Consider the following 26,930-nt stretch of genomic DNA (forward strand, 5'->3'; position numbering starts at 1 on the left):
AGATCGTGGTCAGTCGTTCAGCGAGGCGTCGAGGTAGTACGCGTAGGCGAGGCCGTTGTAGGTGACGCCGGTCAGCTCCGGCGACTGCACGTACACGCGCTGCACGATCTGGGTCAGGGGAACGAAGTAGCCCTGGTCGAGCACGTAGCCCTGCAGCTCGTCGGCGACCTTCGCGCGCGCGCCGCGGTCGGTGGCGGTCGCGAGAGCGTTCGCGAGGTCGTTCAACGTGGCATCCGAGGTTCCGACCTTGAACCAGTCCTCGTCGCCCTTCTTCTGCGCGGTCAGCACACCCGCGACGGTTCCGACGTCGACGAAGCTGCGCGTGATCTCGGTGGCGGGCACGGCCGCGTTGCCGATGACCTTCTGCCCGTAGGTGGGCACGTCGTAGCTCTCGAGGTTCACCTCGAAGCCGAGGCTCGTGAGCTGCTGGTCGACGAGCTCGTCGACCGACTGCGAGGCCTGCAGGTAGGGGTTGGGATAGAGCGTGAACGACAGCTTCTGGCCGTTCTTCTCGCGCACCCCGTCGGCACCCTTCGTCCAGCCCGCCTCGTCGAGCAGCCGTGCGGCCTCGTCGGGGTCGTATGCGAACGCGTCGGCGTGGTCGGTCGCCTCGGGCACCGTGCTCTGGAAGAACGACTCGGCCGCGTGCCAGTCGGGCGTGTACACGGTCGAGAGGATCTGATCGCGGTCGATGCCGTGCTGCACCGCCTGACGCACATTGATGTCGTCGAAGGGCGCGACCGAGGTGTTCAGCGCATAGCCGTTGACGAAGCCGAGGTAGCGGGGCGTTTCGACGGTGAGCCCCTCTCCCTTGAGCGCCTCAAGGTCCTGAGGGCTGGCGTTGTAGGCGACCTGGGCCTGACCCGACTCGACCGAGGCGGTGCGCAGCGTCGGTTCGGCGACCTGCTTGTAGGTGATGGTGTCGAGGTACGCGGCACCGTCGTGGCCGACCGCTTCGGGGCCCCAGTCGTAGTCGTCGCGCTTCTTCAGCACGACGCTGTCGCCCTCGGCGACCTTCTCGACGACGAAGGGACCGCTGCCGATGTCCTTCGTGAGGTCGGCCTGCTGGTCGGCGGGCAGGGCGAGGCTCGCCGGCGACAGCAGAATCGAGCCGTGGTACGCCAGCGTGGGGATGAAGCTCAGCGTCGGTGCCGAGAACGACACCGTGACCGTCGTGGCATCTACCGCCTCGGCGCCCACGTAGTTCGCCGAGGGGAAGAGGCCGATGCGGTTGATGCCCTCGTCGGGACGCCCCTTCGCCCACAGGTCGATGTTGGCCACGACCGCTGCGGCGTCGAGCGGGGTGCCGTCCGAGAACGTGACCCCCTCTTTCAGGTGCAGCGTGAACTGCGTCTTGTCGGCGTTCTCGTCCCAGCTCTGCGCGATCCACGGGCTGAGGGTGCCCTCGGCGTCGACGTAGACGAGCTTGTCGGTGAGGTTGCCCCAGATCTGTCCCTGATAGCTCGAGATGGAGCTGTTGTTGGGGATCCAGGTGGCACCGAGCGAGTCGATGAGGAACACCAGATCGCCGCCGGAGCGCGGGGCGGAGCCCTCGGCGGGGGCGGCGGTCGAGCCCGCGCCGCACCCGCTGAGCAGGACGGCGCCGACGGTGAGGGCGGAGGCGACGCCGAGGAGGCGCCGGAACGGGCGGGGCTGCGTGGTCATGGGGTGTCCTCGTGTGTGCGGTGGAGATTCGGGTTACAGGGCTTTGCCGGGGTTGAACAGGCCGGCGGGATCGAGAGCGTTCTTGAGGGCGAGCTGCGCCTCGCGCACGCGGACGGCGAGCTCCTCCGCGGCGAGATCGCGTTTGACCGTGCCGATGCCGTGCTCGCCGCTGACGGTTCCGCCGACGGCGAGGGCCGCGCGCACCACGTCGTCAGCGGCGTCGTGCACGGCGGCGGGCGGGAGCGCGGGGTCGGCTCCCGGCGGGATGCGCAGGCTGATGACCGGGTGGAGGTTTCCGTCACCGGCGTGGGCGACTGCACTGACGGAGACGCCGTGGCGGTCGGCGATCGCCGGGAAGCCGGCGAAGATCTCCGCGATGCGCGACTTCGGCACCGCGACGTCTCCCCCGGCGAACCAGTGGTCGTCGTCGAAGCGGCGGCCCGAGCGCCGCAATTCCCAGAGGGTCTCGGCATCCGCGTCGCTCTCCACCCGCACGTGCGCACCCGCCGCGGTGAGCGCCGCCGACAGCTCGGCGGTCTGCTCGTCGATGCCGAAGCCGTCGAGCTCGATGAGCAGCAGGGCCGCGCCGCGATCGCGCAGACCCGAGCCCTGCGCGGCGTCGATGCCCTCGAGCGTCGGCTGGTCGAGGAACTCGATGACGCTCGGGCGCACCCGTGACGCGGTGATCGCACCGATGGCGTCGGCTCCGGCGGCGGTCGTGGCGAAGAAGGCGGAGAGGGTGCGCCGGGCCACGGGCAGCGGACGGATGCGCACGGTGGCCCCCACGACGATGCCGAGCACGCCCTCCGAACCGACGAACAGCGAGACGAGGTCGAGCCCGGTGACGCCCTTGATCGAGCGGTGGCCGACCGAGACGAGGCTGCCGTCGGCCAGCACGACGTCAAGGGCGAGCACCGATTCGCGCGTCACGCCGTACTTGGCGCAGCGCAGACCGCCGGCGTTCGTGGCGATGTTGCCGCCGATGGTCGAGATGCGCCAACTCGCGGGATCGGGAGCGTAGAACAGACCGAGGGGGTCCAGGCGTTCGTTGAGCGCGGCGTTGAGCACGCCCGGTTCGACCACGGCGACCTCGTCGGCGGGCGACACCTCGACGATGCGATCGAGGCGGGCGGTCGAGACGACGAGTTGATCGGCGGATGCCGTGGCCCCACCCGACAGACCGGTTCCGGCTCCGCGGGGCACGATGCTCACCCCGTGGCGCGCGGCCAGCCGCACGAGCTGCTGCACTTCGGCGGGGGTCGCCGGGAACGCCACGGCCGGCCCATCGCCGTCGGAGACCTGGCGCGGAGCGGTGCCCGCGTCGAACGCGAACGCGGCGGTCTCGGCCGAGGGGCGGAGCACCTCGATGTGCGGCGCCTCGGCTCGAACGTCGTCGAGCAGGGCGTCGAGGCCCGTGGTCGGGGCGATGACGGGGGCGGCACTCATGAGCGGACCTCCTCGGGTCGGGATGCGGCGGCATCCGGGAAGACGGGGACGACGCCGAAGGTAGGACGACGAGCCGCCCGGCTCATCCCGGAGGACACGCGCCGTAGCGGCCCGTCATCGCCGGTCACGGTGCGTCGCACGGCGTCACGAAGACCGCGCAGAGGTGCGGGCGGCGAGCCGTCGCGCTACGGTGCGCCTCTGATCGAGTGCCCTCGACGCTTGAAGGCGCTGCGTTACGACCGGCCTTGAGCCCCGCCGCGCCGCCGGGCGACAGTGGGCACCTCGACCACCGTCTCCCCGATCCAAGGAGCTCCGATGCCGCACCGCATCCCCCTCGCCGTCGCGCTGGACGGCGCCGGCTGGCATCCGGCCGCGTGGCGCGAGCCCACGGCCCGACCCACCCAGCTCACCTCCGCCCCGTACTGGCGCGAGCTCGCGCGCACCGCCGACGACGCCGGCATCGTGTTCGCGACGATCGAAGACGCGCTGAGCCTGGGCGGCCGATCGAACGAAGCGGATGCCGAGACCCGCCGTGACCGCGCCCGGGGGCGCCTCGACGCGGTGCTGCTGGCGTCGTTCCTGGCCCCGCACACGCGGCGCCTGGGCCTCGTGCCGACGGTCACGACGACCCACCCCGAGCCGTTCCACCTCGCCACGGGATTGCAGACCCTCGACCACGTCAGCCGCGGCCGCGGGGGCGTGCGCATCGTCGCCGGCTCCACCGCGCAGGAGCGCGCGAACTTCGGGCGCCGCACCGACGGGCCCACCGGGCTCCCGGCATCCGGTCGCGTCGAAGACGACCCCGCGCTGCTCGCCGCCTTCCGCGAGGCCGGAGAGGTGACCGAGGCCATCCGCCGGCTCGCCGACTCGTGGGAGGACGACGCGATCGTGCGCGACCTCGAGTCCGGCAGGTTCCTCGACCGTGAGCGCGTGCACAACGTCGAGATCGCGGGCGAGTTCTTCTCGATCACGGGCGCCTCGATCGTGCCGCGGTCGCCGCAGGGCCAGCCCCTCATCACCGCGCTGGCGCACCAGACGATCCCCTATCGCTTCGCCGCGGAGCACGCCGACCTCGTCTTCATCACGCCGGCGGATGCCGCGGCGGTGGCCGGCATCCTCGACGAACTCACCGCCCCCGAGCGTGAAGAGCCCCTGCGCGTCTTCGCCGACCTGCTCGTGCTCGTCGAGGAGACGCGCGCCGAGGCTCGGGCGGTGTGGGACCGCCTGCAGGAGCGCGCCCCGCTGACCACCGACGCCCGGGTCGTCGTGGGCGATCCCGACGACGTCGTCGCCGAGATCCGCGCCCTCGTCGAGGCCGGGGTCGACGGCGTGCGCCTGCGCCCCGCGCGCCTGCCCGCCGACCTCGACCGGATCGCGCGCCTCGTCGTGCCGCGGGCGGCGGATGCCGGCATCCTGGCCCCCGATGCCGGCGAGCCCACGCTGCGCGAGCGGCTCGGACTCCCCCGCCCCGCCAGCCGCTACGCCCGTCAGGAGGTCGGCGCATGAGCCGTCGCCGGATCCATCTCGCCGCCCACTTCCCGGGCGTGAACAACACCACCGTGTGGACCGACCCGGCCGCGGGCAGCCAGATCGACTTCTCGTCGTTCGAGCACTTCGCCCGCACCGCCGAGCGCGGATTCTTCGACTACCTCTTCCTCGCCGAGGGTCTGCGCCTGCGCGAGCACCGCGGCCGGCTGCACGACCTCGACGTCGCCGGACGCCCGAACACCCTCGCGATCCTCACGGCCCTGGCCGCCGTCACCGAGCACATCGGCCTCGTCGGCACATTGAACACCACCTTCAACGAGCCGTACGAGCTCGCGCGTCAGCTCGGCACGCTCGACCTGCTGTCGAACGGACGCGCGGGGTGGAACGCCGTGACGAGCTCCGACGCGTTCCACGGCGCGAACTTCCGCCGCGGCGGCTACCTCGACCACGCCGACCGCTACGTGCGGGCCTCGGAGTTCGCCGCCCTGTCGAAGGCCCTGTGGTCGTCGTGGCGCGACGACGCGATCACGGCGGATGCCGAGACGGGCGAGTTCCTGCGCGACGACGCCATCGCGCGGGTACGCCACGAATCCCGCCTGTTCGACGTCGACGCGGTGTTCGACGTGCCGCGGTCGCCGCAGGGACGACCGGTCATCGTGCAGGCGGGCGACTCCCCCGACGGCCGCGACTTCGCCACGCAGCACGCCGACGTGATCTTCTCGCTGCACACCGAGTTCGCCGACGCCCAGCAGTTCTACTGCGACGTCAAGGGCCGTCTGGCCGCGCACGGCCGCGACGAGGATTCGCTGAAGATCCTGCCCGCCGCGACCTTCGTGCTCGGCGACACCGCAGCCGAGGCCCGCGAGCGCTCGCGCGAGATCGCCCTCGCCCAGGTGCGGCCGCAGACGGCGATCACCTACCTCGAACAGATCTGGAACCGCGACTTCAGCGGCTACGACGCCGACGGCCCCCTCCCCGACGTCGAGCCCGACACCGGAGTCGAGACCGCGCAGGGCTTCGCCGGACGCCACGCCGCGATCCGCGCCCGCGTCGATCAGCTGCGCGCGCAGGCCGCCGCGGAGAAGCTGTCGATCCGCGAGCTCGTCATCCGCCTGACCGCGAAGCACACCTTCGTCGGGACGCCGGAGCACGTGGCATCCGAGATCGACCGCTACGTGCAGGAACGCGCCACCGACGGGTTCACCGTGGTCGGACACGTGACCCCGCACGGCCTCGACGAGTTCGCCGACAGAGTCGTGCCGTTGCTGCAGGAGCGCGGCTCGTACCGACGCTCGTACGACGAGGGCGCGACGCTGCACGGCCTGCTGGGCCTGCCTCCGGTCGCGCAGGAGGCAGCCGCGCGATGACCGACGTCGTGATCGTGGGGGCTGGACCGCGGGCGGTGATGCTCGTGGAGCGCCTGCTCGCGCGGCGCACCCGTGACGCGTACCCGCCCCTGCGCATCACGCTGATCGACCCGTTCCCCCCGGGCGGCGGGCGCATCTGGCGTCACGAGCAGTCGGCCCTGCTCAAGCTGAACTCGATGGCGCGCGATGTGACGGTGTTCACCGACGACAGCTGCGTCATCTCGGGTCCCGTGCGGTCGGGGCCGTCGCTCATCGAGTGGGCCGAACGCGTGCGCGACGGCCGCCTGCCCGACGTCTCGATCGACGACCCCGCCCTCGCCGACGAAGTGCGCGAGCTGCGCGGCGACGGTTTTCCGACGCGGCGCCTGCAGAGCGCCTACCTCGACTGGTTCTGGCGGCGCACGGTCGCGATCGCCCCGCCCGGCGTCGAGGTGCGGTGGCACCAGGGCAGCGCCGAGTGGGTCGACGACACCGCCGAGGGGTGGGAGGTCGCCCTGTCCGACGGCACGCGGCTGCCCGCCGACCTCGTCGTCTACGCGCTCGGTCACACTGGCCGAGCGCCCGAGAACACCATCCTCGACGTGATCGCGACGGCCGCGGCGGCGGGCTTCACCTACCTCGAGCCCTCCTTCACCGCCGACGCCGACCTCTCGCGTCTCGTACCGGGCGCCGACGTGATCGTGCGCGGCATGGGATTGGCGGCGGTGGATGCCGTGGTGCTCCTGACCCAGGGGCGCGGCGGTCGCTTCTCCCGCACGGCGGCCGGGCGGCTGGTCTACACCCCCTCGGGTGCGGAGCCGCGGCTGCACCTGGGCTCGCGGCGCGGGGTGCCGTACCGCTCGAAGGTCGCCTCGCAGCTGCAGGGCGACGCTCCCGCGCGCGAGGTACTCACCCCTGCGGCGGTCGCCGCCCTGCTCGACCGCCCCGGCACGGTCGACTTCGTCGACGACGTGTGGCCGCTCATCGCTCGCGAGCTCGTGTGGGGGCACTACCGCGAACTGTTCACCGGCCACCCCGAGCGGGTCACCACGACGTGGGAGGCCTTCCGCGCGACGCTGCGCCAGGTCGACGGTGACACCGAGGCCCTGCGCCGCGCCGTGCGCGAGGTCGTCCACGACCCCCTCGACCGCTTCGACGTGCCCCGTTTCGACCGGCCGCTCGGCGACGAGACGTTCGCCGACGCGGATGCCGTGCACGACCGCGTGCGCCGGCACGTGGCCGACGACCTGCGCCTGCGCACCTCCCAGGATCACAGTGCGAGCCAGGCGCTGTTCCTGACGATCCTCGGGTCGTTCTTGGCCCTGGCCGACATCCCGCCCGAGCGGTGGAGCGCACGCTCGCGCGCCGTCGACCTGCCGATCACGTGGCACGCCTTCTTCAGCTACGTCGCCTCCGGGCCGCCCGCCCACCGGCTCGAAGAGCTGCTCGCCCTGGCCGATGCCGGGGTGGTGCGCTTCCTCGGGCCCGACCTGTCGGTGCGCCTCGACGAGCAGCGGGGCTTCGTCGCCACGACCTCGCGCGCGCCCGGTGAGGTGGTCGCCGATGCGCTGGTGGACGCCTGGCTGCCCGCGGCCGGCGCAGCCGCCAGTGACAACCCCGTGCTGCGGGAGCTCGCGACGCGGCACGGGCGCGAAGTGCACGTGGCGGACAAGGCCTACACCGGCTCGCTCGGCCGCATCGAGGTCGACCCCGACGGACGCGTGATCGACCGTGACGGGTCGGTCCACCCGACGATGTTCGCCCTCGGCCCCTTCACCGCGGGACCGGAGGCGGGTGCCTTCACCCGGCCGCAGTCCAACGCCCTCTCTCTGCGCCACACCGACCGGGTAGCAGAGGCCGTGACGGCGGCGGCGAGCGCGGTCGCCTCGGCCCAGTCGGCAGCGCGGGTGCGCGTGGCGTCGCGCTGACCCCGCGCTCGCGCTGTGCTGCGGCGCCTCCGCCCCGCGCCCATCCTGTTGAGTGTCCAAGAAACGCCGTGCCTACACGGCGGTCGCGGCGTGTTTCGGACACTCAACGGGGTGAGACGGCCGCACCGCCTCAGCGCAGGCGTCGCGCGATCTCGGCCAACGCTTCGGCGAACGAATCCTCGGCGCCCTCGCGCCCGCCCGACAGGTTCACTCCGACGACGCCGGGCAGGGCGAGCATCTCCTCGGCGAGCGCGACGGCCAGGGCGATCCCCTCGGCGCGCGGGTCGCGGGCCGATCGCACGCGCGAGAGGAAGCCGTCGGGCAGCACGAGTGTCGTGAACGACTCGAGCAGGTCGGCCGACGCGGCATCGACGACCACCGGCACGCACGGGATGTAGCGGATGCCGTCGCCCGCCGCCTCGATGAAGCGGCGCACCGGCGCGGCTCCGCCGGCATGGTTGACGAAGCACACGTCGGCCCCCGCGCGCTGCTTCTCGCGCAGCCGTGCCGCACGCCGGTCGATCGGGGGTGCGGCCGGAGACGCCGCCACCGACACGACGTGCCCCGCGGCGCGGGCGAGCGCTGCGGCCTCGGTGGAGTCCAGGTCGAACACCGGCGCGGCATCCGGTCGATCTCCGGTGCGGGTGTGATCGCCGGTCACGCAGTGCACTCCCGCGACCCCCTCCACGGCGAGGGCGGCGAGCTCGCCCTCGATCGCGACGCGGTTGCGGTCGCGCATGTTGAGCCCGGTCCACACGCGCAGCCCCCGCGACTGCAGGAGGTGTGCGCGGTAGGCGGGTGGGAACTGCACGCGCGCGCTTCCCGCGTCGCCGGCGAGCACGGCATCCATTTCTCCGGCGAGGATCGCGGCGCACGAGTCGATGGATTCCACACTCAGCGCCCGCGCGGGCAGATCGGCGACCACCCAGGGGCGCGTCCCGAGCGCCGCCAGGGTCGCTGCCGCCGCCGCCGTGCGCGACCCGGGCACCACGGCGACCGTGCGATCGACCCCCGTCCACGGCACGGTCGGCCGGTGCAGGAACGCGCAGCGATGCGCGGCGTCGATCTCGCACGAGCCGTTGAATCCGACTCCCCCGCAGGGGCCGTACTCCATTCGCTTCGGGCAGGTGTCGATCAGCGGCAGCGAGGTCATGGCGGGAGTGTAGGGACCGCGTGTTTCCGCGAATGTTCGTGACGGCAACATTGCCGAAATGCGCGGTGCCTACGCTCGGCGATACCCGCTGCCCCATCCCCCGGAGGTCGCCATGATCACGGCCGGCACCACGTTCGGTTCCGACGTCGACGACGTCGACGCGCTCACCGACGACCCGCTCGCCCTGCTCGTGCGGTGGCTGCCCCCGCACGACAACGAGCTGCGACCGCTCGCCGCCCTCGCCACCGTCGGCCTCGACGGGCTCCCCTCGCTGCGCCACGTGCTGGCGAGCGAGTGCGACGCCGAGGGTCTCACCTTCCACACCGACGCTCAGAGCGCCAAGGCCGCCGAGCTCGCCCAGAACCCGGTCGCGGCGATGTCGATCGCCTGGCCCGAGATCGGTCGGCAGCTCGTGGTGCGCGGCACCGTCGAGCAGGTCTCGGCCGCGGATGCCGCGAAGGTGTACTCCGAGCGGTCACGGTACCTGCAGCTGTTGGCCTGGACGAACACCCGCGAGAACGCGCACCTGCCCGTCGACGAACGTCATCGCCTGTGGGCGGAGTTCGACGACGCGCACCCGCAGCTCGACCCGCCCGCACGGTGGGTCGGCTTCCGCCTGCGCCCGCGAACGCTCACCTTCTGGCGCGGCGATCCCGCCGGTCAGAGCACACGCCAGCACTACACGCTCGTCGACGGCCGCTGGTCGGGCGAGATCCTGGCGGGCTGACGTGGACATCACCACCGTCACCTCGTTCCGCGCCGCGCGCTCGCGCGCCGACCTCGCGCTGCGTCCCGGCGAGGTCGTCATGGCCGGGGGCACCTGGCTGATGAGCGAGCCGCAGCCCGACACCACCGGCTTCGTCGACCTCACCACCCTCGGCTGGCCCGACCTCGAGGTCACCGACGACGGCCTGCGCATCGGGGCGACCTGCACGATCGCGCGCCTGCTCGCATGGGCCGAGCGCGAGGCGCCCGCGGACTGGACCTCGCTCGAGCTCGCCCGCCCCGCCGCCGATGCGCTGCTCGCGTCGTTCAAGATCTGGAACACCGCCACCGTCGGCGGCAACGTCTGCCAGGCCTTCGCCGCCGGCGCCATGATCGCCTTCCTCGCGACGCTGGATGCCACGGCACTCATCTGGACGCCCGACGGCGGCGAGCGCCGCGCGGCCGTGGCCGATCTGGTGGTCGACAACGCCGCGAACGCGCTCGCGCCGGGCGAGGTCGTGCGCGCCCTCGACGTCCCCGCGCGGGCGCTGTCGTCGCGGGTGGGCCTGCAGAAGATCGCGCTGGCCGAGCTCGGTCGCTCCGGCGCCGTCGTCACCGCCCGCGTCGACCCCGACGGCTCCGCGGTGTTCGTGGTGACCGCCGCGGTGCGCCGCCCCCGCGTGCTGCGCTTCTCGCGCGTGCCCGGAGCGGGCGCACTGCGGGATGCCGTGGCATCCGCCCCCGATTTCTACACCGACCCGCTCGGCAGCGCCGACTGGCGTCGGGGAGTGAGCGTCGTGCTCGCCGAACGACTGCGCGCGCGCTTCGCGCGTGAGCTGCAGGAAGGTGCCGCGTGAGGTTCGAGGTCAACGGCTCCCCCGTCGAGGTCGACCCCCGCCCCGGTCAGAGTGCCCGCACGCTGCTGCGCGAGGCCGGACACGTCGAGGTGAAGAAGGGGTGCGATGCGGGCGACTGCGGCGCGTGCTCGGTGCTGCTCGACGGCACGCCGACGCACTCGTGCATCATCCCCGCGATGCGACTCGAGGGGCGTGCGATCACGACCGCGGCCGGCCTCGCCCCCGGCGACGAGCTCCACCCCGTGCAGGAGGCCCTGGCGACCGGCTTCGGCTTCCAATGCGGCTTCTGCACGCCCGGCATGAGCGTGACGGCGTCGACTCTGACCCCCGACGACCTCGGCGACCTCGACCGGCGCATGAAGGGCAACCTCTGCCGGTGCACCGGGTACCGCCCGATCCGCGAGGCGATCCGCTCGTCGGTGCTGGGGCCCGTGCGCGAGACCGGGAAGAGCTGCGGGGCGGATGCCGAGGCCGCGGCGCCCGCCGGCTGCGGTGGCACGTGCGCGGGGCACGACACGACTCCTGCAGATCCGCCCCTCACGACTCCCTCGACGCCTGCAGCTGCCGATCTGCAGGAGTCGTGCACGCCGACCTCCCCCACCGGACGCGTCGGCACCTCCGCGATCCCCGAGGCGGCGCGCCGCATCGTCCAGGGTCGCGAACCCTTCACCTTCGACGAGCCCGTGCCCGGCGGTCCGCCGCTCGTGCTGCGCGTCGTGACCTCGCCGCACGCCCACGCCCGGGTCGTCTCGATCGACGCCGCGGCCGCGCGGGCGATCCCGGGCGTCGTCGCCGTGTTCACCCACGACGATGTGCCGGCCGTGCGCTACTCGACCGGCCGCCACGAGCACCGCACCGACGACCCCGACGACACGCGCATGCTCGACGACGTGGTGCGTCACGTCGGCCAGCGGATCGTCGCGGTCGTCGCCGAGACGGCTGAAGCAGCCGATGCCGGCTGCCGTGCCGTCGAGGTCGAGTACGAGGTGCTGCCCGCGGTGTTCGACCCCGAAGAGGCGCGCCGGCCCGGAGCCCCGCTGCTGCACCCCGAGCGCACGCCCGAGGAGCGCGTGATGGATGCCGGCCACAACGTCGTGGCGGGCTTCCACACCGGCCACGGCGGCGACATCGACGCCGCCCTCGCCGCGAGCCACACCACCGTGACGGGCGAATGGCGATCGTCGCGCGTGACCCACGCGGCGCTCGAGACGCACGGCGCCGTCGGCTGGATCGATGACGACGGTCGCCTCGTGATCCGCTCGTCGACGCAGGTGCCCTTCCTCGTGCGCAACGAGCTCGCGCACGTGTTCGACCTCGAGCGCGATCGCGTGCGCGTCTACGCGACCCGCGTGGGCGGCGGCTTCGGCGGCAAGCAGGAGCTCTTCACCGAAGACCTCACCGCGCTCGCGGTGCTGCGCCTCGGACGCCCGGTCGCGTACGAGTACTCGCGCACCGATCAATTCGTGCGAGCGTCGCTGCGGCATCCGATGCGCGTGCGCACGACCCTGGGGGCGGATGCCGACGGCACCCTCACCGCGATGAAGCTCGACGTGCTGAGCGACACCGGGGCCTACGGCAACCACGCGATCGGCGTGCTGTTCCACTCGTGCGCCGAGTCGACGACGCTGTACCGCGTGCCGACGAAGTGGATCGACGCCGAAGCGGTCTACACGAACAACCCGCCCTCGGGCGCGTTCCGCGGATACGGGCTCGGACAGGTGGTGTTCGCCGTCGAATCCGCCATGGACGCCCTCGCGCAGGAGCTCGACATCGACCCCTTCGACCTGCGCCGCATCAACGCCGTGCGCGAGGGCGACTCGCTGCACCCCGACGCCGACGAGAAGTACGAAGAAGACCTGATCTGGGGCAGCTACGGCCTCGACCAGTGCCTCGACCTCGCGCAAGGCGCGCTGCGACGCGGCAACGGCGTGGACGCCCCCGACGGCTGGCTCGTCGGCGAAGGGATGTCGGCCGCGATGATCGCCACCATGGCCCCGCGCGGACACATCGCCCACACCACCGCGACCCTGCGTGCCGACGGCACCTACGTGCTGCGGGTCGGCACGGCCGAATTCGGCAACGGCACCTCGACCGTGCACCGCCAGATCGCGGCGACCGTGCTCGAGGCACCCCTCGAACGCCTGCACCTGTGGGCCGCCGACACCGACGCGGTGCGCCACGACACCGGCGCCTTCGCCTCCGCGGGAACCGTCGTCGCCGGCAAGGCGCTGTACGGCGCCTGCCTGTCGCTGAAGCGCCGGATGATCGCCATCGCCGCCGAGCTGTCGGGGGCGGATGCCGCGGGCGCCGAGGTCACGGCATCCGGAATCTCGTTCGCGGGCGAGACCGTGACGTGGGCGCGGATCGTCGCCGCGGGGGGCGGGGACGACCTCACCGCCGACGGGGCCGAGTTCGGCGACTTCCGCTCGCTCGCCTTCAACGTGCACGCCGTGCGTGTGGCCGTCGACCCCGAGACGGGGACGGTGAAGGTGCTGCAGTCGATCCAGTCGGCCGACGCCGGCGTCGTGATCAACCCGGCGCAATGCCGCGGCCAGATCGAGGGCGGCGCCGCGCAGGCCCTCGGCGGTGCGCTGTACGAGGAGGTGCTGCTCGAAGACGGCGTCGTGCAGAACCCCGTGTTCCGCACCTACCGCGTGCCGCAGTTCGCCGACGTGCCCGACACCGAGGTGTACTTCGCCGAGACCGACGACACCCTCGGCCCGTTCGGTGCGAAGTCGATGAGCGAGTCGCCGTACAACCCCGTCGGAGCCGCGATCGGCAACGCCGTCTCGCGCGCGCTCGGCCGCCGCGGATACGAACTGCCGTTCTCGCGCGACCGCGTGTGGAGGCTCGCGGGCGGGGAGTGAGCAGGGCCCGCGGCCGGCGGGCCCGCCAGCGGGGTTTGGGGTCTTGCTCCGGCTCCGGTGTCGGCGGGGCCCGCCAGCGGGGGATTTGGGGCGCGTTTCGTCCTTCGGGGCGGAAAATCCACGCCCCAAACGAGAGGATCCGCCCCAAACCGGTGAACGTCGGGGCGGCGCGTAGGTCCCGGGCTGCGGAGGCGACTGGCTTCGGCCCAGGCGCGTCGGCGGGGGATTTGGGGCGCGTTTCGTCATTCGGGGCGAACAATTCACGCCCCAAACGCAAGAACCTGCCCCAAAACCGGTGAAGCTGAGGTCGGCGCGTGGGCCACGGGCTGAGGACATCACTGGCTTCGGCCCCGGGCGCGCCGGCACGGTTTGGGGCGCGTTTCGTCGTTCGGGGCGGACGAATCACGCCCCGAACGCAAAAATCCGCCCCGAACCGGGAGCTCAGAGGGGCGTCGCGGTTCCCCGCACGAGAATGCCCCCGGATGCCGGGACCTCGACCTCGAGCACGCTCGGCCGCCCGATGTGCCGGCCCTGCCGCACGGTGAAGGCGAACGGTGCGTCGAGACCCAGGCGGTCGCGGAGGTACGCACCGAGCGAGGCAGCGGCGGAACCCGTCGCGGGATCCTCGGTGATGTCGCCGACCGGGAAGAGGTTGCGCGCCTCGGCGACGAGGCCGTCGACGAGGTCGCCCTCCACGTGGACCGTGATGACGGTGCCTTTCCATCCGCGCTCGTCCATGAGCATCCGCAACGCAGCGGGGTCGAACGCGAACGAATCGAACGTCCCGCGGGAGGCGATCGCGACCACCGGGTGCAGGTTGCCGGCGAAGGCCTGGGCGAGCGGCATCCGCTCATCGAGGTCGTCGGAGCGCAGGCCCAGGATGCCGAGGAGGCGGACGGCGACGTCCGCGTCGAGGTCGGTCGTGGAGGGATCGACGCTGGTGAAACCGGCGGTGATGCGGCCCTCGGCGTCGCGGGCGGTCGACACCTCGACGATGCCCGCCGCGGTGTCGAACGTGAACGGACCGACGCCTTCGACCTCGGCGAGCGCGACAGCGGTCGCGATCGTGGCGTGTCCGCAGAAGGGCACCTCTGCTCCGGGCGAGAAGTAGCGCACGGCGACCCGACGACCGTCGCGCTCACCGACGAAAGCGGTCTCGGGGTGGCCGAGGTCGGTGGCGATGCGCTTCATCTGCGCGGCATCGAGGGCCACGGCATCCAGGACGACGCCCGCCGGATTGCCTCCACCCGGCTCGGCGGCGAAGGCGAGCAGTTCGAGGATCTCGGGAGCGGAGGTCATGCGTCCATTCTCGCCGGGGGCCGAGTGCTGCGGAGCTGCGTTGGCGTTGCACGCTTCCTTGAACGCGACGATCGCCGACCATACGGCAGCGACCGGGAGGGCGATGCACGCTCCGGACCACCAGCGCATCGCGATCGCCGACACGATGGGGACCGCCGAGCGCGGGGGGCTGTCCCCGAACACGTCGTGGAGCGGGAGGTCCCACGCGAGAGAGGGGTACACCCACGGCGCGCCGATCGCCCCCCCCCCCCCCCCACACACAGCCACAACGCACCTCGTCCCGCGGTGAAACGCACATGAGGCTTATGCACCTTCATCCACCACGCTCGCCAGAACGCTCCGGCCGTCAGCGCCACCGACCACAACACCCACGCCAAGGTCCACCACACCGACCTCGGGCCGACGATCGCGACTGCCTGCTCGGTCGTGAGCCCGTAAGCCGCAGGCATGCCGCGCACGGCCCGAGCACGCCGAGCCACCACGCCGAGGGCGCGGGACGGTCGCGCTTGATGAAGACCATGCCCCGGGGCCACCTCTGCCGCCCCGCTAACGACCGCCCCCGCACGCCGCGCGCCCCGGGGCCACGACCGACGCCCCGAACCGGGCGCAACCGACCCCTCAGCGCACCTCCGCCCCGAGGTGCAGCACCGCCTCGGCGAGGGCACGCAGGCCCGCCGCCACGTCGGCGCCCGCGACGTCCTCGGCGGGGTGATGGCTGATGCCGTCGGGGTTGCGGAGGAACAGCATGCCCACGTCGGTGATCGCACCGATCGCCATGGCGTCGTGACCGGCGCGGCTGAAAAGGGTGGGGGCGTCGCCGCCGATGCCCGCGCGCACCACGTCCTGCAGCAGCGGGGCGCAGAACACCGCGGGCGCGCTGTGCACCTCGCGGGCGTGCCAGCGCAGGCTCCGGCGTCCCATGATCGCGTCGAGCTCGCGTGAGATCTCGTCCCACACGTGGTCGCGCGTGGCGTCGAACTCTCCGCGCAGGTCGAGCGAGAGGTGCGCCTCGCCGGGCACGACGTTGACCGCGCCGGGGAAGGCCTCGAGCTGACCGACCGTGCCCACGATGTGGTGCTCGCCGCGGCAGATCCGCTCGACCGCCAGCGCGGCCTCGCTCGCGCCGAGCAGGGCGTCGCGCCGCATGTCGTAGGGCGTGCCTCCCGCGTGCCGCGCCTCACCCTCGACGACGAGCTGGAATCGCCGTGCCGACGCGATCGACGACACCGCCGCGAGGGCCTGTCCGCTGCGGTGCAGCTCGGGCGCCTGTTCGATGTGCGCCTCGAGGTACGCCACGAGCTGGTCGGGCCGGCGCGCGGCCTCGCCCACGCGGCCCGGGTCGAGCCCGAAGTCGCGGAAAGCCTCGCGCAGGGTGAGTCCGTCGGCATCCGCCAACTCCCACCACGCGGGGTCCCACTGACCGGCCACGGCCGACGAGCCCAGCAGGGCCTTGCCGAACCGCGTTCCCTCTTCGTCGCTGAAGGCGATGACCTCGAGGGCGAAGGGGAAGGGGCTGGATGCCGTGCCCTCCTCGTCGACGCGGCGCAGCAGCCGCACGACCTCGAGCGCCATCAGCACCCCGATGATCCCGTCGTAGCGCCCCGCATCGGGCACCGTGTCGAGGTGCGAGCCGAGCAGCAGGGCGGGAGCATCGGGCATCCCGGCCGGAGCGAGACGGCCGACCTGATTGCCCGCGGCGTCCTGCCGGGTGGTCATGCCGAGCTCGCGCATCCACTCGGCGGCGAGGCGATTGACGCGTGCGTGCTCGGGCGAGAGGTAGACGCGGGTGATCGATCCGGGCGTCGAGGTGACGCGGGCGAGCTCTTCGCAGCGCCCCATGACGCGGCGCGCGGCCGAGGCGATGCGCTCTTCCGACACCTGAAGGCGAGTGGATGCCGTCATGCCCAGGCTCCGCGGCCGCCGCAACCCGTCGCGGGATCGCGCACGCCGCGCCCGGCGCCGGTCGCCCTCACGCTCCCGCCCCCGCGTACACGCCCTGCGCGGCCTCGACTCCGCCGCCGGACGCGACCGCGGCACCGTGCCGGCGCAGCACCGCCTCGAGGGCAGCGAGGGTGGTGAGCACCGCGTCTTTGCGCGCGTTGTAGCCCATCGTGCCGATGCGCCAGACGCGGCCGTGCAGCGGCCCGAACGACGTGCCGATCTCGATGCCGAAGTCGCTCAACAGCTCGCTGCGCACGGCGTCGCCCACGACGGCATCCGGGATCTCGACCGCCACCACGTTGGTCATCTTGTGCGCGACGTCGCCGAACACGGTCAGGCCGAGGCCCTCGACCCCTGCGAGCATCGCGTCGCCGTGCAGCCGGTGACGCGCGATGACCTCGTCGCGCCCCTCGAGCAGCAGCACCCGCGCGCATTCCCGGGCGCCGTAGAGCATGGTCGTCGCCTCCGTGTGGTGGTTGAGGCGGCGCGGCCCCCAGTAGTCGAGGATCATCGCGAGGTCGAAGTAGTTCGAGCGGATGAAGTCGGATGCCGAGGCGTCGCCCTCTTCGCGGATGCCGGCCTCGACGCGGGCGCGCGAGCGCACGACCTCGACGGCGCGGTCCGACAGGCTCAGCGGGGCCGACCCCGACGGCCCGCCGAGGCATTTCTGCAGGCCGGCGGTCGCGGCATCCAGGCCCCAGGCGTCCATCTCGAAGGGGTTGCCGCCGAGCGAGGCGGTGGCGTCGGTGTAGAACAGCGCGCCGTGGGCGCGGCAGATCTCGCCGATCTCCTCCAACGGTTGGAGCATCGTCGTGGAGGTGTCGCCCTGCACGCACGCGACGAGGTGCGGCTTCACCCGCTCGACCGCCTCGCGGATCGTCGACACCGGGAACACCTGGCCCCACGGCACCTCGATCGTGTGCACCTCGGCGAGCGCGCGCTCGGCGATCTCGGCCAGCAGGTGCCCGAACCGGCCGAACACCGGCACGAGCACGCGATCGCCCGGGCGGATGAGCGACACCATCGCCGCCTCGATCCCCGCGCGACTCGTGCCGTCGATCAGCAGGGTCGCATCGTTCGCGGTGCCCCAGACCTGGCGGTACAGCTCCTGCGTCTCGGTCATGGTCGCCGTCATGAACGGGTCGTACTGGCCGACCAGCGACGCCCCCATCGCGCGCAGCACGCTGGGGTAGGCCGAGATGGGACCGGGGCCCATCAGCAGGCGCGCGGGCGGGTCGATCGGGCCGGGGAGGTGGGACATCAGGACTCCGTGGTGCGGGGGCGGGCGGGGGAAAGGAACGAGGGGGCGTGCCCAACTCCGGAGGTTCTCGTCCGGGCGGGGGCGGATGCCGTGCGAGAGCCGCTCAGTCCCCGGATTCTCCGGAGTTCGGCCCGCCCGACGCGCGAGACGGCCCGCCCGACGCGCGAGACGGCCCGCCCGACGCGCGAGACGGCCCGCCCGGCGCTCGAGACGGTCACCGGATGCCCCCGGCGAGCGCGGCGAAACGACGCGCCAACCGAACGAGCGCGATGTCGGTACCGGCACGCGAGACGAGGCAGACGCCGACCGGAGCGCCGCCGACGCGCAGCAGCGGGATCGACACGGCGGGGAGGCCGGCGGCCGCTGCGGGCGCGGTCATGCGCAGGGTCGCGGCGCGCACGGCGTCGACGTCGGCGGTGCGCAGCGGCGCGGGACCGGGCACGGTCGGGAACACCATCACGGCACCGTCGACGACCTCGGCCAGGAGGGCGGCGATCGGTTCGAGCTCGGCGCGCGCGGCGGCCTCGTCGTACGCGGTGATCTGCGACGCGACACGGAAGCGCTCGGCCACGGCCGGCCCCACGGCGCCGGGGTGCGCGCGCAGCCAGTCGCCGTCGTTGCGCCACGCCTCGGCGCCCTGCACGGTGCGGAACGCCGAGAAGGTGGCATCCAGATCGGCCATGTGCACCGCGCGGAACGAAGGAGGGTCGTCGGATGCCGCGAGCGCGGCGAGCAGTCGGCTGAAGGCCTCGCGGGTCGCCGGCTCGACGCAATCGAGCACCTCTTCGGGCACGACGAACCGCCACGGCAGGTCGTCGCCCGAGGCTCCGTAGACGTTCTCGGTCGAGCTCGAGCCGTCGTAGCTGAGGCACCAGTCGGCCACGCGCTGCAGAGTCTCGCCGTCGCGCGTGAGCCAGCCGATCGTGTCGAACGACTGCGCGAGCGGAAGCATGCCCTGCCGGGGCACGAGGTCATGGGTCGTGCGCAGGCCCCAGAGCCCCTGGTACGACGCCGGCACGCGGATCGATCCCGCGGTGTCGGTGGCGAGACCGATGTCGGCGTGGCCGAGAGCGACGGCGGAGGCGGGTCCACTCGATGACCCGCCGGGGAGGGCGCCCACCACCGCACCGTTGGGCGGGGTGCCGTAGTGCACGTTGTCGCCGGCGATCGAATAGGCGAACTCATCGGTCCGCGCGATGCCGCGCAGCGACGCGCCCGCTCGCAGCAGGTCGGCGACGGCCGGGGCCGTGGCCTTCTCGGGCCGCGCCTCTTCGAGGTAGGTCGGGTTACCCGCACCGATGCGGAACCCGGCGATCGCGAACAGGTCCTTCACGGCGACGGTGAGCCCTGCCAGCGGTCCCTCCCACGCACCCTGCAGGAAGGGATCGCCCACGCTCCGCCAGATCGTGCGATCGAGTGCCGGCGTGCGGGGCGTGACGTGCGCCGCCGCGATGAGCCACCGGCCGTCGAGGCGCTGCCACACCTGGGTCTGCAGGCCGCGGCCTCCGCCGTGGAAGCGCGAGACCGACATGAGCAGGGCGCTGTCGGAACCGAGCGGGCGGTAGTGGATCTCGGCGATCTCACGCGCGGGCACTCCCCCGCGCAGGGCTCGGAACCCGCTGATCGCGTCGTGTCCGACGAGCAGGCCCGCAGTGTCGCCGCGGAGCGTCTCGGGTCCGGGAGCGAAGAAGTCGTCGAGCGCGTCGAGGTCGTTCCCCACGATCGCCCGCTCGTACGCGTCGAAGGCGGCACGCAGGTCGGCGGGGATCGCCGGGGCGCCGGCGGGCGCCGCGGGCGCGGGCATGGCGGGCGCGGGCGTGGCGGGCTCGGGCGTAATGGGCTCGGGCGTCGCCCCCGTGGCATCCGTCATGATCGGCGCCCCTCTCCGCGCTTCGTCGAGTGTCCGAAACACCCGGACCATCCGAAGAATCGTCCGGGTGTTTTGGACACTCGACGGGCAGGGGCAGCGTCGCCAGCGCCCGGCGCGAACGGCCGGGCCACGACGTCGGCGTCGGCGTCGAAGCCGGCGCCGAACGGCAGGGCGTCAGCCGCCTCGGCACGGGCCAGGGCGGCGGCGAGGACGGGGCTCATGCGACGTCTCCTTCTTCTTCGTGCGGCGCCGGACCGTCGACGGGCTCGGGTTCCGCGGCGGCGTCGGGGGCGGATGCCAGCGGCATGGGCTCCACGGCTGCGACGTCCGCGAAGTCGGCCTCGCGGATGCGGGCGTGCACCCCCGAGACGATGTCGACCACCTGCGAGATGTCGAAGTCGGTCGCCGCGCTCAGGTAGGCGTAGGCGAGGTGCTCGTCCATGCCCCAGCGCCCGCCGAGCAGCGCCAGCGACGACCGCACGCACGCGCGCATCGCGGCGTCGAGGTCGGGGTCCATGCCGGTCGGCACGAGGTAGTCGGGCGTCCGCACGAGCGGTCCGGTCACCTCGCCGAACGCCGCGCGGGCGGCATCCGCGGGGATCACCTCGAAGCGCAGGGTGGCGCGCAGCGAGGCCTCGAGAGCGGTGAGCGCCACCTCTCCGTCGCCCTGCGCGAAGTGCGGGTCGCCGACGTAGGCCAGCGCCCCCTCGACCTGCACGGGGAGGAAGAGCGTGGTCCCCTCGACGAGCAGGTTGATGTCGATGTTGCCGCCGTGGGTTCCGGGCGGCACCGAGTGCGGGCGCTCCTCCCCCGCGACGGCGACGCCCATCGTGCCGAGGAACGGCGCGAGCGGGTACGACACGATCGGCTCGGCGCCCTCGACCACGGGGAGGGTGCCGTAGCGGATGCCGTCGCGCTCGACGACGGCCGAGAACACGCTGACGTTGTGCTCGCCGCGGGGCAGCTCGCCGACCAGGGCGCCCTTGCCGTGGCGGTTCGAGATCACGCCGTACGGCACGCGCGGCACGAGGGTCTCGACCGTGATCTTCAGCAGGTCGCCCGGGTGCGCTCCGCGCACGTGCACGGGTCCGACGACCACGTGGGGGCCGTCGGTGGAGGGGTCTCGGGGGGCGGATGCCGCGATCTCGACCGCATCGTCGAGCACCTGATCCGCGGGCACGCCGTGGCCCGCGAAGAACGCGCGCGGGTCTTTGCCCTGGTCGTCGAGGATGCCCTCGTGGCTCACGGTGTCGAAGGTGACGCTCTCGCCCGAGGAGACCTCGAGCACGGCGGCGTCGGTCGCGCACGGGAGGCGCCCCCACAGCACGGTGTCGACGGTCGCGGCGACGTAGTGATCCCCGGGGATCGGCCCGGTGTGGGGCTGCAGGATCGGGAAGGCGCGGGTGCCGGCGCGGTGGCTGAGCCCGTCGAAGCCACCCTCCACCACGCTCACGCCTCCACCACCGCTGCCATCCGCAGCAGCTCGCGGCCCTCGCGCTCGGTGACCGCGGCGCCGCGCCGGTAGACCGAAGCCCCCCGCAGCCAGGTCTCGCGCACCACGCCGGTGAGCGTCTGCCCGTGCCACGGCGACACGGGGTTACGGTACTCCAGGGCCGCGGCATCCACCGTGAGCTGCTCGTCGGGGGCGAAGGCCACGAGGTGCGCGGGAGCCCCCACCTCGATCACACCGAGCCCCTCGAGCCCGGCGATGCGCGCGGGTCCGGTGGTCATCAGCGGCAGCAGCGTCTCGAAGGCGAGTCCTCGCGCCCGGGCGGTGGAGTGCACCGCCGACAGCCCCGTCTGGAGTCCCGCGATGCCGCCCCAGGCCAGCCCGAAGTCGGGGTTGTCCTTGAGGGCGACGGTGGCCGGGGAGTGATCGCTGACGATCGCGTCGATCGTTCCGTCGACCACGCCCGCCCACAGCAGGTCGGGGTTATCGCCGCCGCGGATCGGAGGGCAGCACTTGAACGCCCCGGCACCGTCGGGCACGGCCGCGGCATCGAGGGTGAGGTAGTGGGGACACGTCTCGATCGTCAGGCGCACGCCCTCGGCCTTGGCGGCGCGCACGGCGTCGAGCGACCCGCCGTCGGAGACGTGCACGATGTGGGCACGCGCCCCGGTGCGCCGCGCGGCGTCGATCACGCGCTGGATTGCGGCGCGCTCGCTCAGCGGAGGGCGACTCGCCTCGAAGTCGGCGTAGTGCGGGCCCAGCGCTCCGTCGGCGTGGAGGTGCGCCGGGTCTTCCGCGTGCACGATGAGCAGCCCGTCGAACTCCGCGAGCTCGGCGAGACACCGCTCGAGCTGCTCGGGGTCGAGGTGACCGAACTCGTCGATGCCGCTCGGCGACAGGAAGCACTTGAAGCCCACGACCCCGGCATCCGCCATCGCCCGCAGCGAACCGAGGTTCTCGGGCACGGCGCCGCCCCAGTACGCGACGTCGACGGCGAGCTTGCCGCGGGCGGCGGCGCGCTTGAGCTGCAGCGCCTCGATCGTGGTGGTCACCGGCGAGCTGTTGAGCGGCATGTCGACGACCGTGGTCACGCCTCCGGCCGCGGCCGCCGCGGTTCCGGTCGCGAAGCCCTCCCACTCGGTGCGCCCGGGTTCGTCGAGGTGCACGTGCGAGTCGACGAGGCCCGGCAGCAGCACGGCGTCGGCGGGCAGGACCGTGTCGGCGGAGACGTCGAACGACTCGATGCTCGCGACGAGTCCGTCGTCGATCACGACCGTGGCGGGGGTGAACGCACCGTCGAGATAGACCCGGCGGGCAGCGATCCGTGTGCTCATGCCGCTCACGCTAAGGGCCTCGCGTTTCGCGAATGTAACCGTCATCAACATTCATGCGAACACCTCGGCGCCGCGAGTCACGTCGTCGCGGTTCGGGGCGGATCCCGGCGTTCGGGGCGCAGATTTTCCGCCCCGAACGACAGAATCCGCCCCGAACCCGAGCTGACCGGCCCCGGCCGCGCCCGCGAACTCGCGCGGCGGCCGCGCGTACTCATCGCGCTTGCTCGTGCCCAGGCCCATGCGCACCATCCCGGATGCCATGCCCACCGCAGCCGCGACCCCGTCGACGACCGGCACCCCCACGCGTGCGGTCAGCTCGGCGCACAGGTCGGCCATGCCGGCGCAGCCGAGCACGATGACGTCGGCGCCGGAGGCCGCGGCATCCGCGCTCAGCTCGGCGATGGTGGAAACGGCGGCGGATGCCGTGTCTTCGAGGTCCAGGACCGGGATGCCGGTCGCGGCCAGCGAGACGCACGCCCGCTCCATGCCGTACCGGGAGACGAGGTCGTGCGCGCGCCCGAGCGTGCGGCTGAGCGTCGTGACCACCCCGAAGTGCCGCCCCGACACCGCGGCCAGGTGCATCGCCGCCTCGGCGATGCCCAGCACGGGCACCTCGACCAGTTCGCGGGCCGCATCGAGCCCCGGGTCGCCGAAGCACGCAATGACGTAGGCGTCCGCGGGGTCGGGGCCGTCGCGGTCGGCCGCGATGAGCTCGACCACGGCGGCGGCCGCGGCGATCTCGTCGACGTGGCTCTCGATGGCGGCCGCCCCGACCTGCGGGCAGACGGCGTCGATGTCGACATCGGGTCCCGCCACCCCCCGGGCGGCGTCCGCGATCTTCGCGGTCATCGCCCGGGAGGTGTTGGGGTTGACGAGCAGGATCCTCACGCGAGCGTCTCGCGCGGGGTTGCGGCATCCGGAGCCGTGTTCGCGAGCACCGGCACGGCCTCAGCGGCCGGAGCCTCGGCCGCCTGAACGACCGTGCCGTCGGAGATGCCGTCGGTCTCGCCGTCGAAGGTCGGAACCCGAGGGTCGAGGCGCTCGAAGAGCAGGAAGAGCACGAAGCCGAGACCGCAGCCGATGAACCAGCTGTAGTCGCTCACCCACGACACGTTGAACAGCCCCAGGTCGGCGAAGAGCTTCGGGAAGATCGCGATGGCCACCGTGGGCACGCCCGCGGCGATGACGGCCTTGACCGCGTTGGGGTTGAAGCCGTTGCGGTACCAGTAGGGCCCGGCGGTGTCCATCGTGAACATCGCGTCGACCTTCACCCGCTGGCGCGCGGCGAAGTAGTAGCCGGCGATCAGGATGCCGAACAGGGGCCCGATCAGCGCACCCAGCACGCCCAGCGAGTAGTGGATGGCGTCGCTGTTGGAGTACCAGTTCCAGGGCATGAGGAAGGTCGAGCCGACGGCGGCGATCATGCCGCCCGCGCGCCACGAGATCTTCTTCGGGGCGACGTTGGAGAAGTCGAACGCGGGCGAGATGAAGTTGGCGACGATGTTGATGCCGACCGTGGCGGTGACGAAGGTCAACCCGCCCAGCAGGATCGCGAAGGGGGTGTCGATGCGCTCGACGGTCGCGATCGGGTCGGTGATGAGGTCGCCGAACACGGGCACCGTGGCCGACGCGGTGATGACGGTGAGCAGCGAGAAGAAGACGAAGTTGATCGGCAGGCCCCAGAAGTTGCCCTTCTTCACCGCGGCGAAGCTCTTTCCGTAGCGGGCGAAGTCGCCGAAGTTCAGCATCGGACCCGAGAAGTACGACACGACCAGCGCGATCGCGGCGAACATGACGGGGATCGAGGCCCAGAAGTCGAGCTGGGTGGTCGACAGGGTGAACGAGATGTTCTCGATGCCGGCCTGCGACACCAGGTAGACCGCCAGCACGATCATGACGAGGTAGACCGCGGGGCCGGCCCAGTCGATGAAGCGGCGGATGACCTCCATGCCGTTCCAGAAGAGGAGGAACTGCGCGGTCCACAGGATCGCGTACGAGATCCAGCCGAGCGCCGACAGCCCGGCGAACGACACGTCGAGGAGAGCTGCCGAGCCCGGGATGAACTTGAGGAACACGATGTTCAGCGATTCGGCCGCGAGGAAGGTCTGCACCCCGTACCAGGCGATCGCGATGAGCCCGCGGATGATCGCGGGGATGTTCGCACCTCGGATGCCGAAGACCACGCGGTTGATGACCGGGAAGGGCACACCCGTCTTCTGGCTGGGCTTGGCGACCATGTTGGCGAACACCTGCACGATGACGATGCCGGCGATGAGCGCCACGAGCACCTGCCAGGACTGCAGGCCGAGGGCGAAGAGCGAGCCGGCCGTGACGTAGCCGCCGACGGAGTGCACGTCGCTCATCCAGAAGGCGAAGATGTTGTAGCTCGACCACCTCTGCTTGCGCAGGGGAGCCAGGTCTTCGTTGGCGAGACGGTCATCGTAGTGCGGCTTCATGTTGCCGCCCCCGTGGGGGTGGCCGGCGGCCTCCACGAGATCGTGGGGACCGGTGAGCGGGGTGGAAGTCATGTCATTCCTCTCAGGACGATGGATGCCACGACGTGGAGTCCGCGGCCGGAGTGGAGCTCTGATGTGAAGTTATGGGTTCACACTGCCCGGCTGGTTTCGCTCGTGTAACGAGCGTGTGAAGTCGCTCCTTCACGCTTTTCGCCTCCCTAGACTCGGGACATGTCGCAGCCGCCCCTCGCCGAAGCCACCGCCGTCGAGCCGGATTCGGCGGGCGTCGGGGCACGGATCCGCGACCTGCGGCAGGCGCGCGGCATCTCGGCGCGGGCGCTCGCGAAGTCGCTCGGCATCTCCCCCAGCGCCGTGTCGCAGATCGAACGCGGAGTGATGCAGCCGAGCGTCTCGCGCCTGATCGCCATCACCGACGCACTGGGCGTTCCGCTCGTGGCGGCCTTCGACGCGGCATCCGACCGTCCGATCGAACCCGTCGGGCCCTCGGGCTTCACGCTGCAGCGCGCCGGGCAGTCGCCCGACATCGTGCTCGACAGCGGGGTGTCGTTCCGCCGGCTCACCCCCGGCACCTCGCCCGGGGTCGACTACTTCGAATCGATCTACCCGCCCGGAGCCTCGGCCCATGGAGCCGACGGTCTGTTCCACCACGAGGGATACGAGGTCGGCACCGTCGTCGCGGGCGAGCTCACCATCGACTTCGAGGCCGAGCGGGTGATCCTGCGTTCGGGCGACGCCATCAGCTACCCCTGCTCGGTCCCGCACCGCCTGCACAACACGGGCGAGGCCGATGCCGTCGCGCACTGGCTGATCGTGCACGCCTGACGCGGCGGCCCGGGTTGGGGCGGATTCCGCCGTTCGGGGCGCGAATCGCACGCCCCAAAGGACGGATCTCGCCCCAAACCTGTGGACGGCGGCCGGAATGTTCCCCACAGCAACATCGCGGACACATCCCGCCACAGCGCCGTAACGCGGTCGGCCTAGCGTGACCTGCATGCACCTGCACCACTTCCATGCCCTCGACGAGGCGGATGCCACGGCGGTGGTCCGCGTGTGGGCCGACATCCCCGGCTGGGTCGACGCCGTCGTCGGCGGTCGCCCCTACGCCGACGTCGACGCCCTCGCCGCCTACGCCGGTGACCTCGCTTCGACATGGTCGCCGCAGGACCTCGAGGCGGCCCTGCACGCCCACCCGCGCATCGGCGCGAAGGTCGCGGGCGACGGCGCTGAAGCGACCGCGTCGCGGCGCGAGCAGGGGTCGATGGCCTCCGCCGCCGATGACGACGTGGCGGCGATCGCGGCCGGCAACGCCGCCTACGAGGAGCGGTTCGGCCGCGTCTTCCTCATCCGCGCGGCGGGGCGCACGCCCGGCGAGATGCGCGCGGAGCTCGAACGACGCCTGTCGAACGACCCCGGCACCGAGACGATCGAGGCGACCCGCCAGCTCGCCGAGATCGCGCTGCTGCGCCTGCGCACCACCTTCGCCGACGACGCTCTCGCCGAACCGGAGGCCGCCGAATGACGCACCTGACGAGTCACGTGCTCGACGCCACCGCGGGGATTCCCGCCGCCGGCGTCACCCTCACGCTCGCCCACCGCGGCGGCGCGACGGTCGACACCGCCACCACCGACGCCGACGGGCGGGCGAGCCTCGGCCCCGACCTCCTGGCCGACGGCGACTACACCCTCACCTTCGCCACCGGCGCGTACTTCCGCGCCCGCGGTGTTCCCTCGTTTCACCCGGAGGTCGTCGTGACCTTCACCGTCGGCGGTGAGGCGCACCTGCACGTGCCCCTTCTGCTGAGCCCGTTCGCCTATTCGACCTACCGCGGCAGCTGAGGAGCGA

21 protein-coding genes are annotated in these 26,930 nt (G+C 72.4%); 9 read left to right on the forward strand and 12 right to left on the reverse strand.

All coding sequences use genetic code 11. The features are described 5' to 3' along the window. Nucleotides 1-9 precede the first annotated feature (9 nt). Nucleotides 10-1,665: an ABC transporter substrate-binding protein gene (locus tag RWH43_RS04710; RefSeq protein ID WP_316000794.1), complete on the reverse strand. Its 1,656-nt coding sequence runs from the start codon at nt 1,663-1,665 to the stop codon at nt 10-12. Nucleotides 1,666-1,698: 33 nt separating this feature from the next. Next, nucleotides 1,699-3,111 carry an FAD-binding oxidoreductase gene (locus RWH43_RS04715; RefSeq protein WP_316000795.1) on the reverse strand — a complete coding sequence of 471 codons (1,413 nt, stop codon included), beginning with the start codon at nt 3,109-3,111 and terminating at the stop codon, nt 1,699-1,701. 315 nt (nt 3,112-3,426) lie between these two features. Between RWH43_RS04715 and RWH43_RS04720 the strand changes: the two genes are divergently transcribed. From RWH43_RS04720 to RWH43_RS04730, 3 genes are read left to right on the forward strand one after another with little or no spacing between them, the layout of a single operon-like run. Next, complete coding sequence (locus tag RWH43_RS04720) at nt 3,427-4,617, forward strand: LLM class flavin-dependent oxidoreductase (protein WP_316000796.1); 1,191 nt, start codon at nt 3,427-3,429, stop codon at nt 4,615-4,617. Beyond that, nucleotides 4,614-5,966: an NtaA/DmoA family FMN-dependent monooxygenase gene (locus tag RWH43_RS04725; protein ID WP_316000797.1), complete on the forward strand. Its 1,353-nt coding sequence runs from the start codon at nt 4,614-4,616 to the stop codon at nt 5,964-5,966. Before RWH43_RS04720 ends, RWH43_RS04725 begins: the two co-directional genes overlap by 4 nt. Then, nucleotides 5,963-7,873 carry an FAD/NAD(P)-binding protein gene (locus tag RWH43_RS04730; protein WP_316000798.1) on the forward strand — a complete coding sequence of 637 codons (1,911 nt, stop codon included), beginning with the start codon at nt 5,963-5,965 and terminating at the stop codon, nt 7,871-7,873. Before RWH43_RS04725 ends, RWH43_RS04730 begins: the two co-directional genes overlap by 4 nt. Nucleotides 7,874-8,003: 130 nt before the next feature. Here the strand turns inward: RWH43_RS04730 and RWH43_RS04735 are convergent, their stop codons facing one another. Beyond that, nucleotides 8,004-9,026: a methylenetetrahydrofolate reductase C-terminal domain-containing protein gene (locus RWH43_RS04735; RefSeq protein WP_316000799.1), complete on the reverse strand. Its 1,023-nt coding sequence runs from the start codon at nt 9,024-9,026 to the stop codon at nt 8,004-8,006. 112 nt (nt 9,027-9,138) lie between these two features. Here RWH43_RS04735 and RWH43_RS04740 point away from each other — a divergent pair, with 112 nt between their 5' ends. From RWH43_RS04740 to RWH43_RS04750, 3 genes are read left to right on the forward strand one after another with little or no spacing between them, the layout of a single operon-like run. Then, nucleotides 9,139-9,753 carry a pyridoxine/pyridoxamine 5'-phosphate oxidase gene (locus RWH43_RS04740; protein WP_316000800.1) on the forward strand — a complete coding sequence of 205 codons (615 nt, stop codon included), beginning with the start codon at nt 9,139-9,141 and terminating at the stop codon, nt 9,751-9,753. A gap of 1 nt (nt 9,754) precedes the next feature. Further along, nucleotides 9,755-10,588 (forward strand): FAD binding domain-containing protein, encoded by an 834-nt coding sequence (locus RWH43_RS04745; RefSeq protein WP_316000801.1) that lies wholly within the window; start codon nt 9,755-9,757, stop codon nt 10,586-10,588. Next, entirely contained in the window at nt 10,585-13,455 is a 2,871-nt protein-coding gene (locus RWH43_RS04750) for a molybdopterin-dependent oxidoreductase (protein ID WP_316000802.1), read from the forward strand. Before RWH43_RS04745 ends, RWH43_RS04750 begins: the two co-directional genes overlap by 4 nt. Before the next feature lie 441 nt (nt 13,456-13,896). Here RWH43_RS04750 and RWH43_RS04755 read toward each other — a convergent pair whose 3' ends face one another. The 9 genes from RWH43_RS04755 to RWH43_RS04795 form a co-directional block, all read right to left on the reverse strand. Further along, nucleotides 13,897-14,754, reverse strand: a complete 858-nt coding sequence (locus RWH43_RS04755; protein ID WP_316000803.1) for a PhzF family phenazine biosynthesis protein — start codon at nt 14,752-14,754, stop codon at nt 13,897-13,899. A 618-nt stretch (nt 14,755-15,372) separates the two neighbouring features. After that, a complete protein-coding gene (locus RWH43_RS04760) occupies nt 15,373-16,656 on the reverse strand; it encodes an allantoate amidohydrolase (protein ID WP_316000804.1) in 1,284 nt (427 codons plus the stop codon). 67 nt (nt 16,657-16,723) lie between these two features. Then, nucleotides 16,724-17,956 carry a pyridoxal-phosphate-dependent aminotransferase family protein gene (locus RWH43_RS04765; protein WP_316000805.1) on the reverse strand — a complete coding sequence of 411 codons (1,233 nt, stop codon included), beginning with the start codon at nt 17,954-17,956 and terminating at the stop codon, nt 16,724-16,726. 214 nt (nt 17,957-18,170) lie between these two features. Beyond that, nucleotides 18,171-19,826 (reverse strand): AtzH-like domain-containing protein, encoded by a 1,656-nt coding sequence (locus RWH43_RS04770; RefSeq protein ID WP_316000806.1) that lies wholly within the window; start codon nt 19,824-19,826, stop codon nt 18,171-18,173. After that, nucleotides 19,823-20,047 carry a hypothetical protein gene (locus RWH43_RS04775; protein WP_144830498.1) on the reverse strand — a complete coding sequence of 75 codons (225 nt, stop codon included), beginning with the start codon at nt 20,045-20,047 and terminating at the stop codon, nt 19,823-19,825. The genes RWH43_RS04770 and RWH43_RS04775 overlap by 4 nt, the downstream gene beginning before the upstream one ends. Further along, nucleotides 20,044-21,273 (reverse strand): acetamidase/formamidase family protein, encoded by a 1,230-nt coding sequence (locus RWH43_RS04780; protein WP_262346263.1) that lies wholly within the window; start codon nt 21,271-21,273, stop codon nt 20,044-20,046. Before RWH43_RS04780 ends, RWH43_RS04775 begins: the two co-directional genes overlap by 4 nt. 2 nt (nt 21,274-21,275) lie before the next feature. Next, nucleotides 21,276-22,610 carry an allantoinase AllB gene (gene allB, locus RWH43_RS04785; protein ID WP_316000807.1) on the reverse strand — a complete coding sequence of 445 codons (1,335 nt, stop codon included), beginning with the start codon at nt 22,608-22,610 and terminating at the stop codon, nt 21,276-21,278. Nucleotides 22,611-22,661: 51 nt separating this feature from the next. Next, nucleotides 22,662-23,498, reverse strand: a complete 837-nt coding sequence (locus RWH43_RS04790) for an aspartate/glutamate racemase family protein (protein WP_230704015.1) — start codon at nt 23,496-23,498, stop codon at nt 22,662-22,664. Next, complete coding sequence (locus RWH43_RS04795) at nt 23,495-25,138, reverse strand: NCS1 family nucleobase:cation symporter-1 (protein WP_316000808.1); 1,644 nt, start codon at nt 25,136-25,138, stop codon at nt 23,495-23,497. Before RWH43_RS04795 ends, RWH43_RS04790 begins: the two co-directional genes overlap by 4 nt. A gap of 159 nt (nt 25,139-25,297) precedes the next feature. Here RWH43_RS04795 and RWH43_RS04800 point away from each other — a divergent pair, with 159 nt between their 5' ends. From RWH43_RS04800 to uraH, 3 genes are all read left to right on the forward strand, one after another. Beyond that, nucleotides 25,298-25,909, forward strand: a complete 612-nt coding sequence (locus RWH43_RS04800; RefSeq protein ID WP_144830508.1) for a helix-turn-helix domain-containing protein — start codon at nt 25,298-25,300, stop codon at nt 25,907-25,909. 169 nt (nt 25,910-26,078) lie between these two features. Beyond that, nucleotides 26,079-26,606 (forward strand): 2-oxo-4-hydroxy-4-carboxy-5-ureidoimidazoline decarboxylase, encoded by a 528-nt coding sequence (gene uraD, locus RWH43_RS04805; RefSeq protein WP_316000809.1) that lies wholly within the window; start codon nt 26,079-26,081, stop codon nt 26,604-26,606. Beyond that, complete coding sequence (gene uraH, locus RWH43_RS04810) at nt 26,603-26,923, forward strand: hydroxyisourate hydrolase (RefSeq protein WP_251505562.1); 321 nt, start codon at nt 26,603-26,605, stop codon at nt 26,921-26,923. The genes uraD and uraH overlap by 4 nt, the downstream gene beginning before the upstream one ends. The last annotated feature ends 7 nt before the right edge of the window (nt 26,924-26,930 follow it).

Origin of the sequence: Microbacterium algihabitans, from assembly GCF_032464975.1 — a bacterium.
GTDB lineage: Bacteria > Actinomycetota > Actinomycetes > Actinomycetales > Microbacteriaceae > Microbacterium > Microbacterium algihabitans.

Excerpts from the sequence above, each read along its gene's own strand:
- RWH43_RS04725 (WP_316000797.1), top strand. The coding sequence starts at position 4,614 with ATGAGCCGTCGCCGGATCCATCTCGCCGCCCACTTCCCGGGCGTGAAC.
- RWH43_RS04770 (WP_316000806.1), bottom strand. The coding sequence starts at position 19,826 with ATGACGGATGCCACGGGGGCGACGCCCGAGCCCATTACGCCCGAGCCC.
- RWH43_RS04740 (WP_316000800.1), top strand. The coding sequence starts at position 9,139 with ATGATCACGGCCGGCACCACGTTCGGTTCCGACGTCGACGACGTCGAC.
- RWH43_RS04720 (WP_316000796.1), top strand. The coding sequence starts at position 3,427 with ATGCCGCACCGCATCCCCCTCGCCGTCGCGCTGGACGGCGCCGGCTGG.
- RWH43_RS04760 (WP_316000804.1), bottom strand. The coding sequence starts at position 16,656 with ATGACGGCATCCACTCGCCTTCAGGTGTCGGAAGAGCGCATCGCCTCG.
- RWH43_RS04800 (WP_144830508.1), top strand. The coding sequence starts at position 25,298 with ATGTCGCAGCCGCCCCTCGCCGAAGCCACCGCCGTCGAGCCGGATTCG.
- allB (WP_316000807.1), bottom strand. The coding sequence starts at position 22,610 with ATGAGCACACGGATCGCTGCCCGCCGGGTCTATCTCGACGGTGCGTTC.
- RWH43_RS04710 (WP_316000794.1), bottom strand. The coding sequence starts at position 1,665 with ATGACCACGCAGCCCCGCCCGTTCCGGCGCCTCCTCGGCGTCGCCTCC.
- uraH (WP_251505562.1), top strand. The coding sequence starts at position 26,603 with ATGACGCACCTGACGAGTCACGTGCTCGACGCCACCGCGGGGATTCCC.
- RWH43_RS04715 (WP_316000795.1), bottom strand. The coding sequence starts at position 3,111 with ATGAGTGCCGCCCCCGTCATCGCCCCGACCACGGGCCTCGACGCCCTG.
- RWH43_RS04730 (WP_316000798.1), top strand. The coding sequence starts at position 5,963 with ATGACCGACGTCGTGATCGTGGGGGCTGGACCGCGGGCGGTGATGCTC.
- RWH43_RS04775 (WP_144830498.1), bottom strand. The coding sequence starts at position 20,047 with ATGAGCCCCGTCCTCGCCGCCGCCCTGGCCCGTGCCGAGGCGGCTGAC.
- RWH43_RS04765 (WP_316000805.1), bottom strand. The coding sequence starts at position 17,956 with ATGTCCCACCTCCCCGGCCCGATCGACCCGCCCGCGCGCCTGCTGATG.
- uraD (WP_316000809.1), top strand. The coding sequence starts at position 26,079 with ATGCACCTGCACCACTTCCATGCCCTCGACGAGGCGGATGCCACGGCG.
- RWH43_RS04755 (WP_316000803.1), bottom strand. The coding sequence starts at position 14,754 with ATGACCTCCGCTCCCGAGATCCTCGAACTGCTCGCCTTCGCCGCCGAG.
- RWH43_RS04795 (WP_316000808.1), bottom strand. The coding sequence starts at position 25,138 with ATGACTTCCACCCCGCTCACCGGTCCCCACGATCTCGTGGAGGCCGCC.
- RWH43_RS04735 (WP_316000799.1), bottom strand. The coding sequence starts at position 9,026 with ATGACCTCGCTGCCGCTGATCGACACCTGCCCGAAGCGAATGGAGTAC.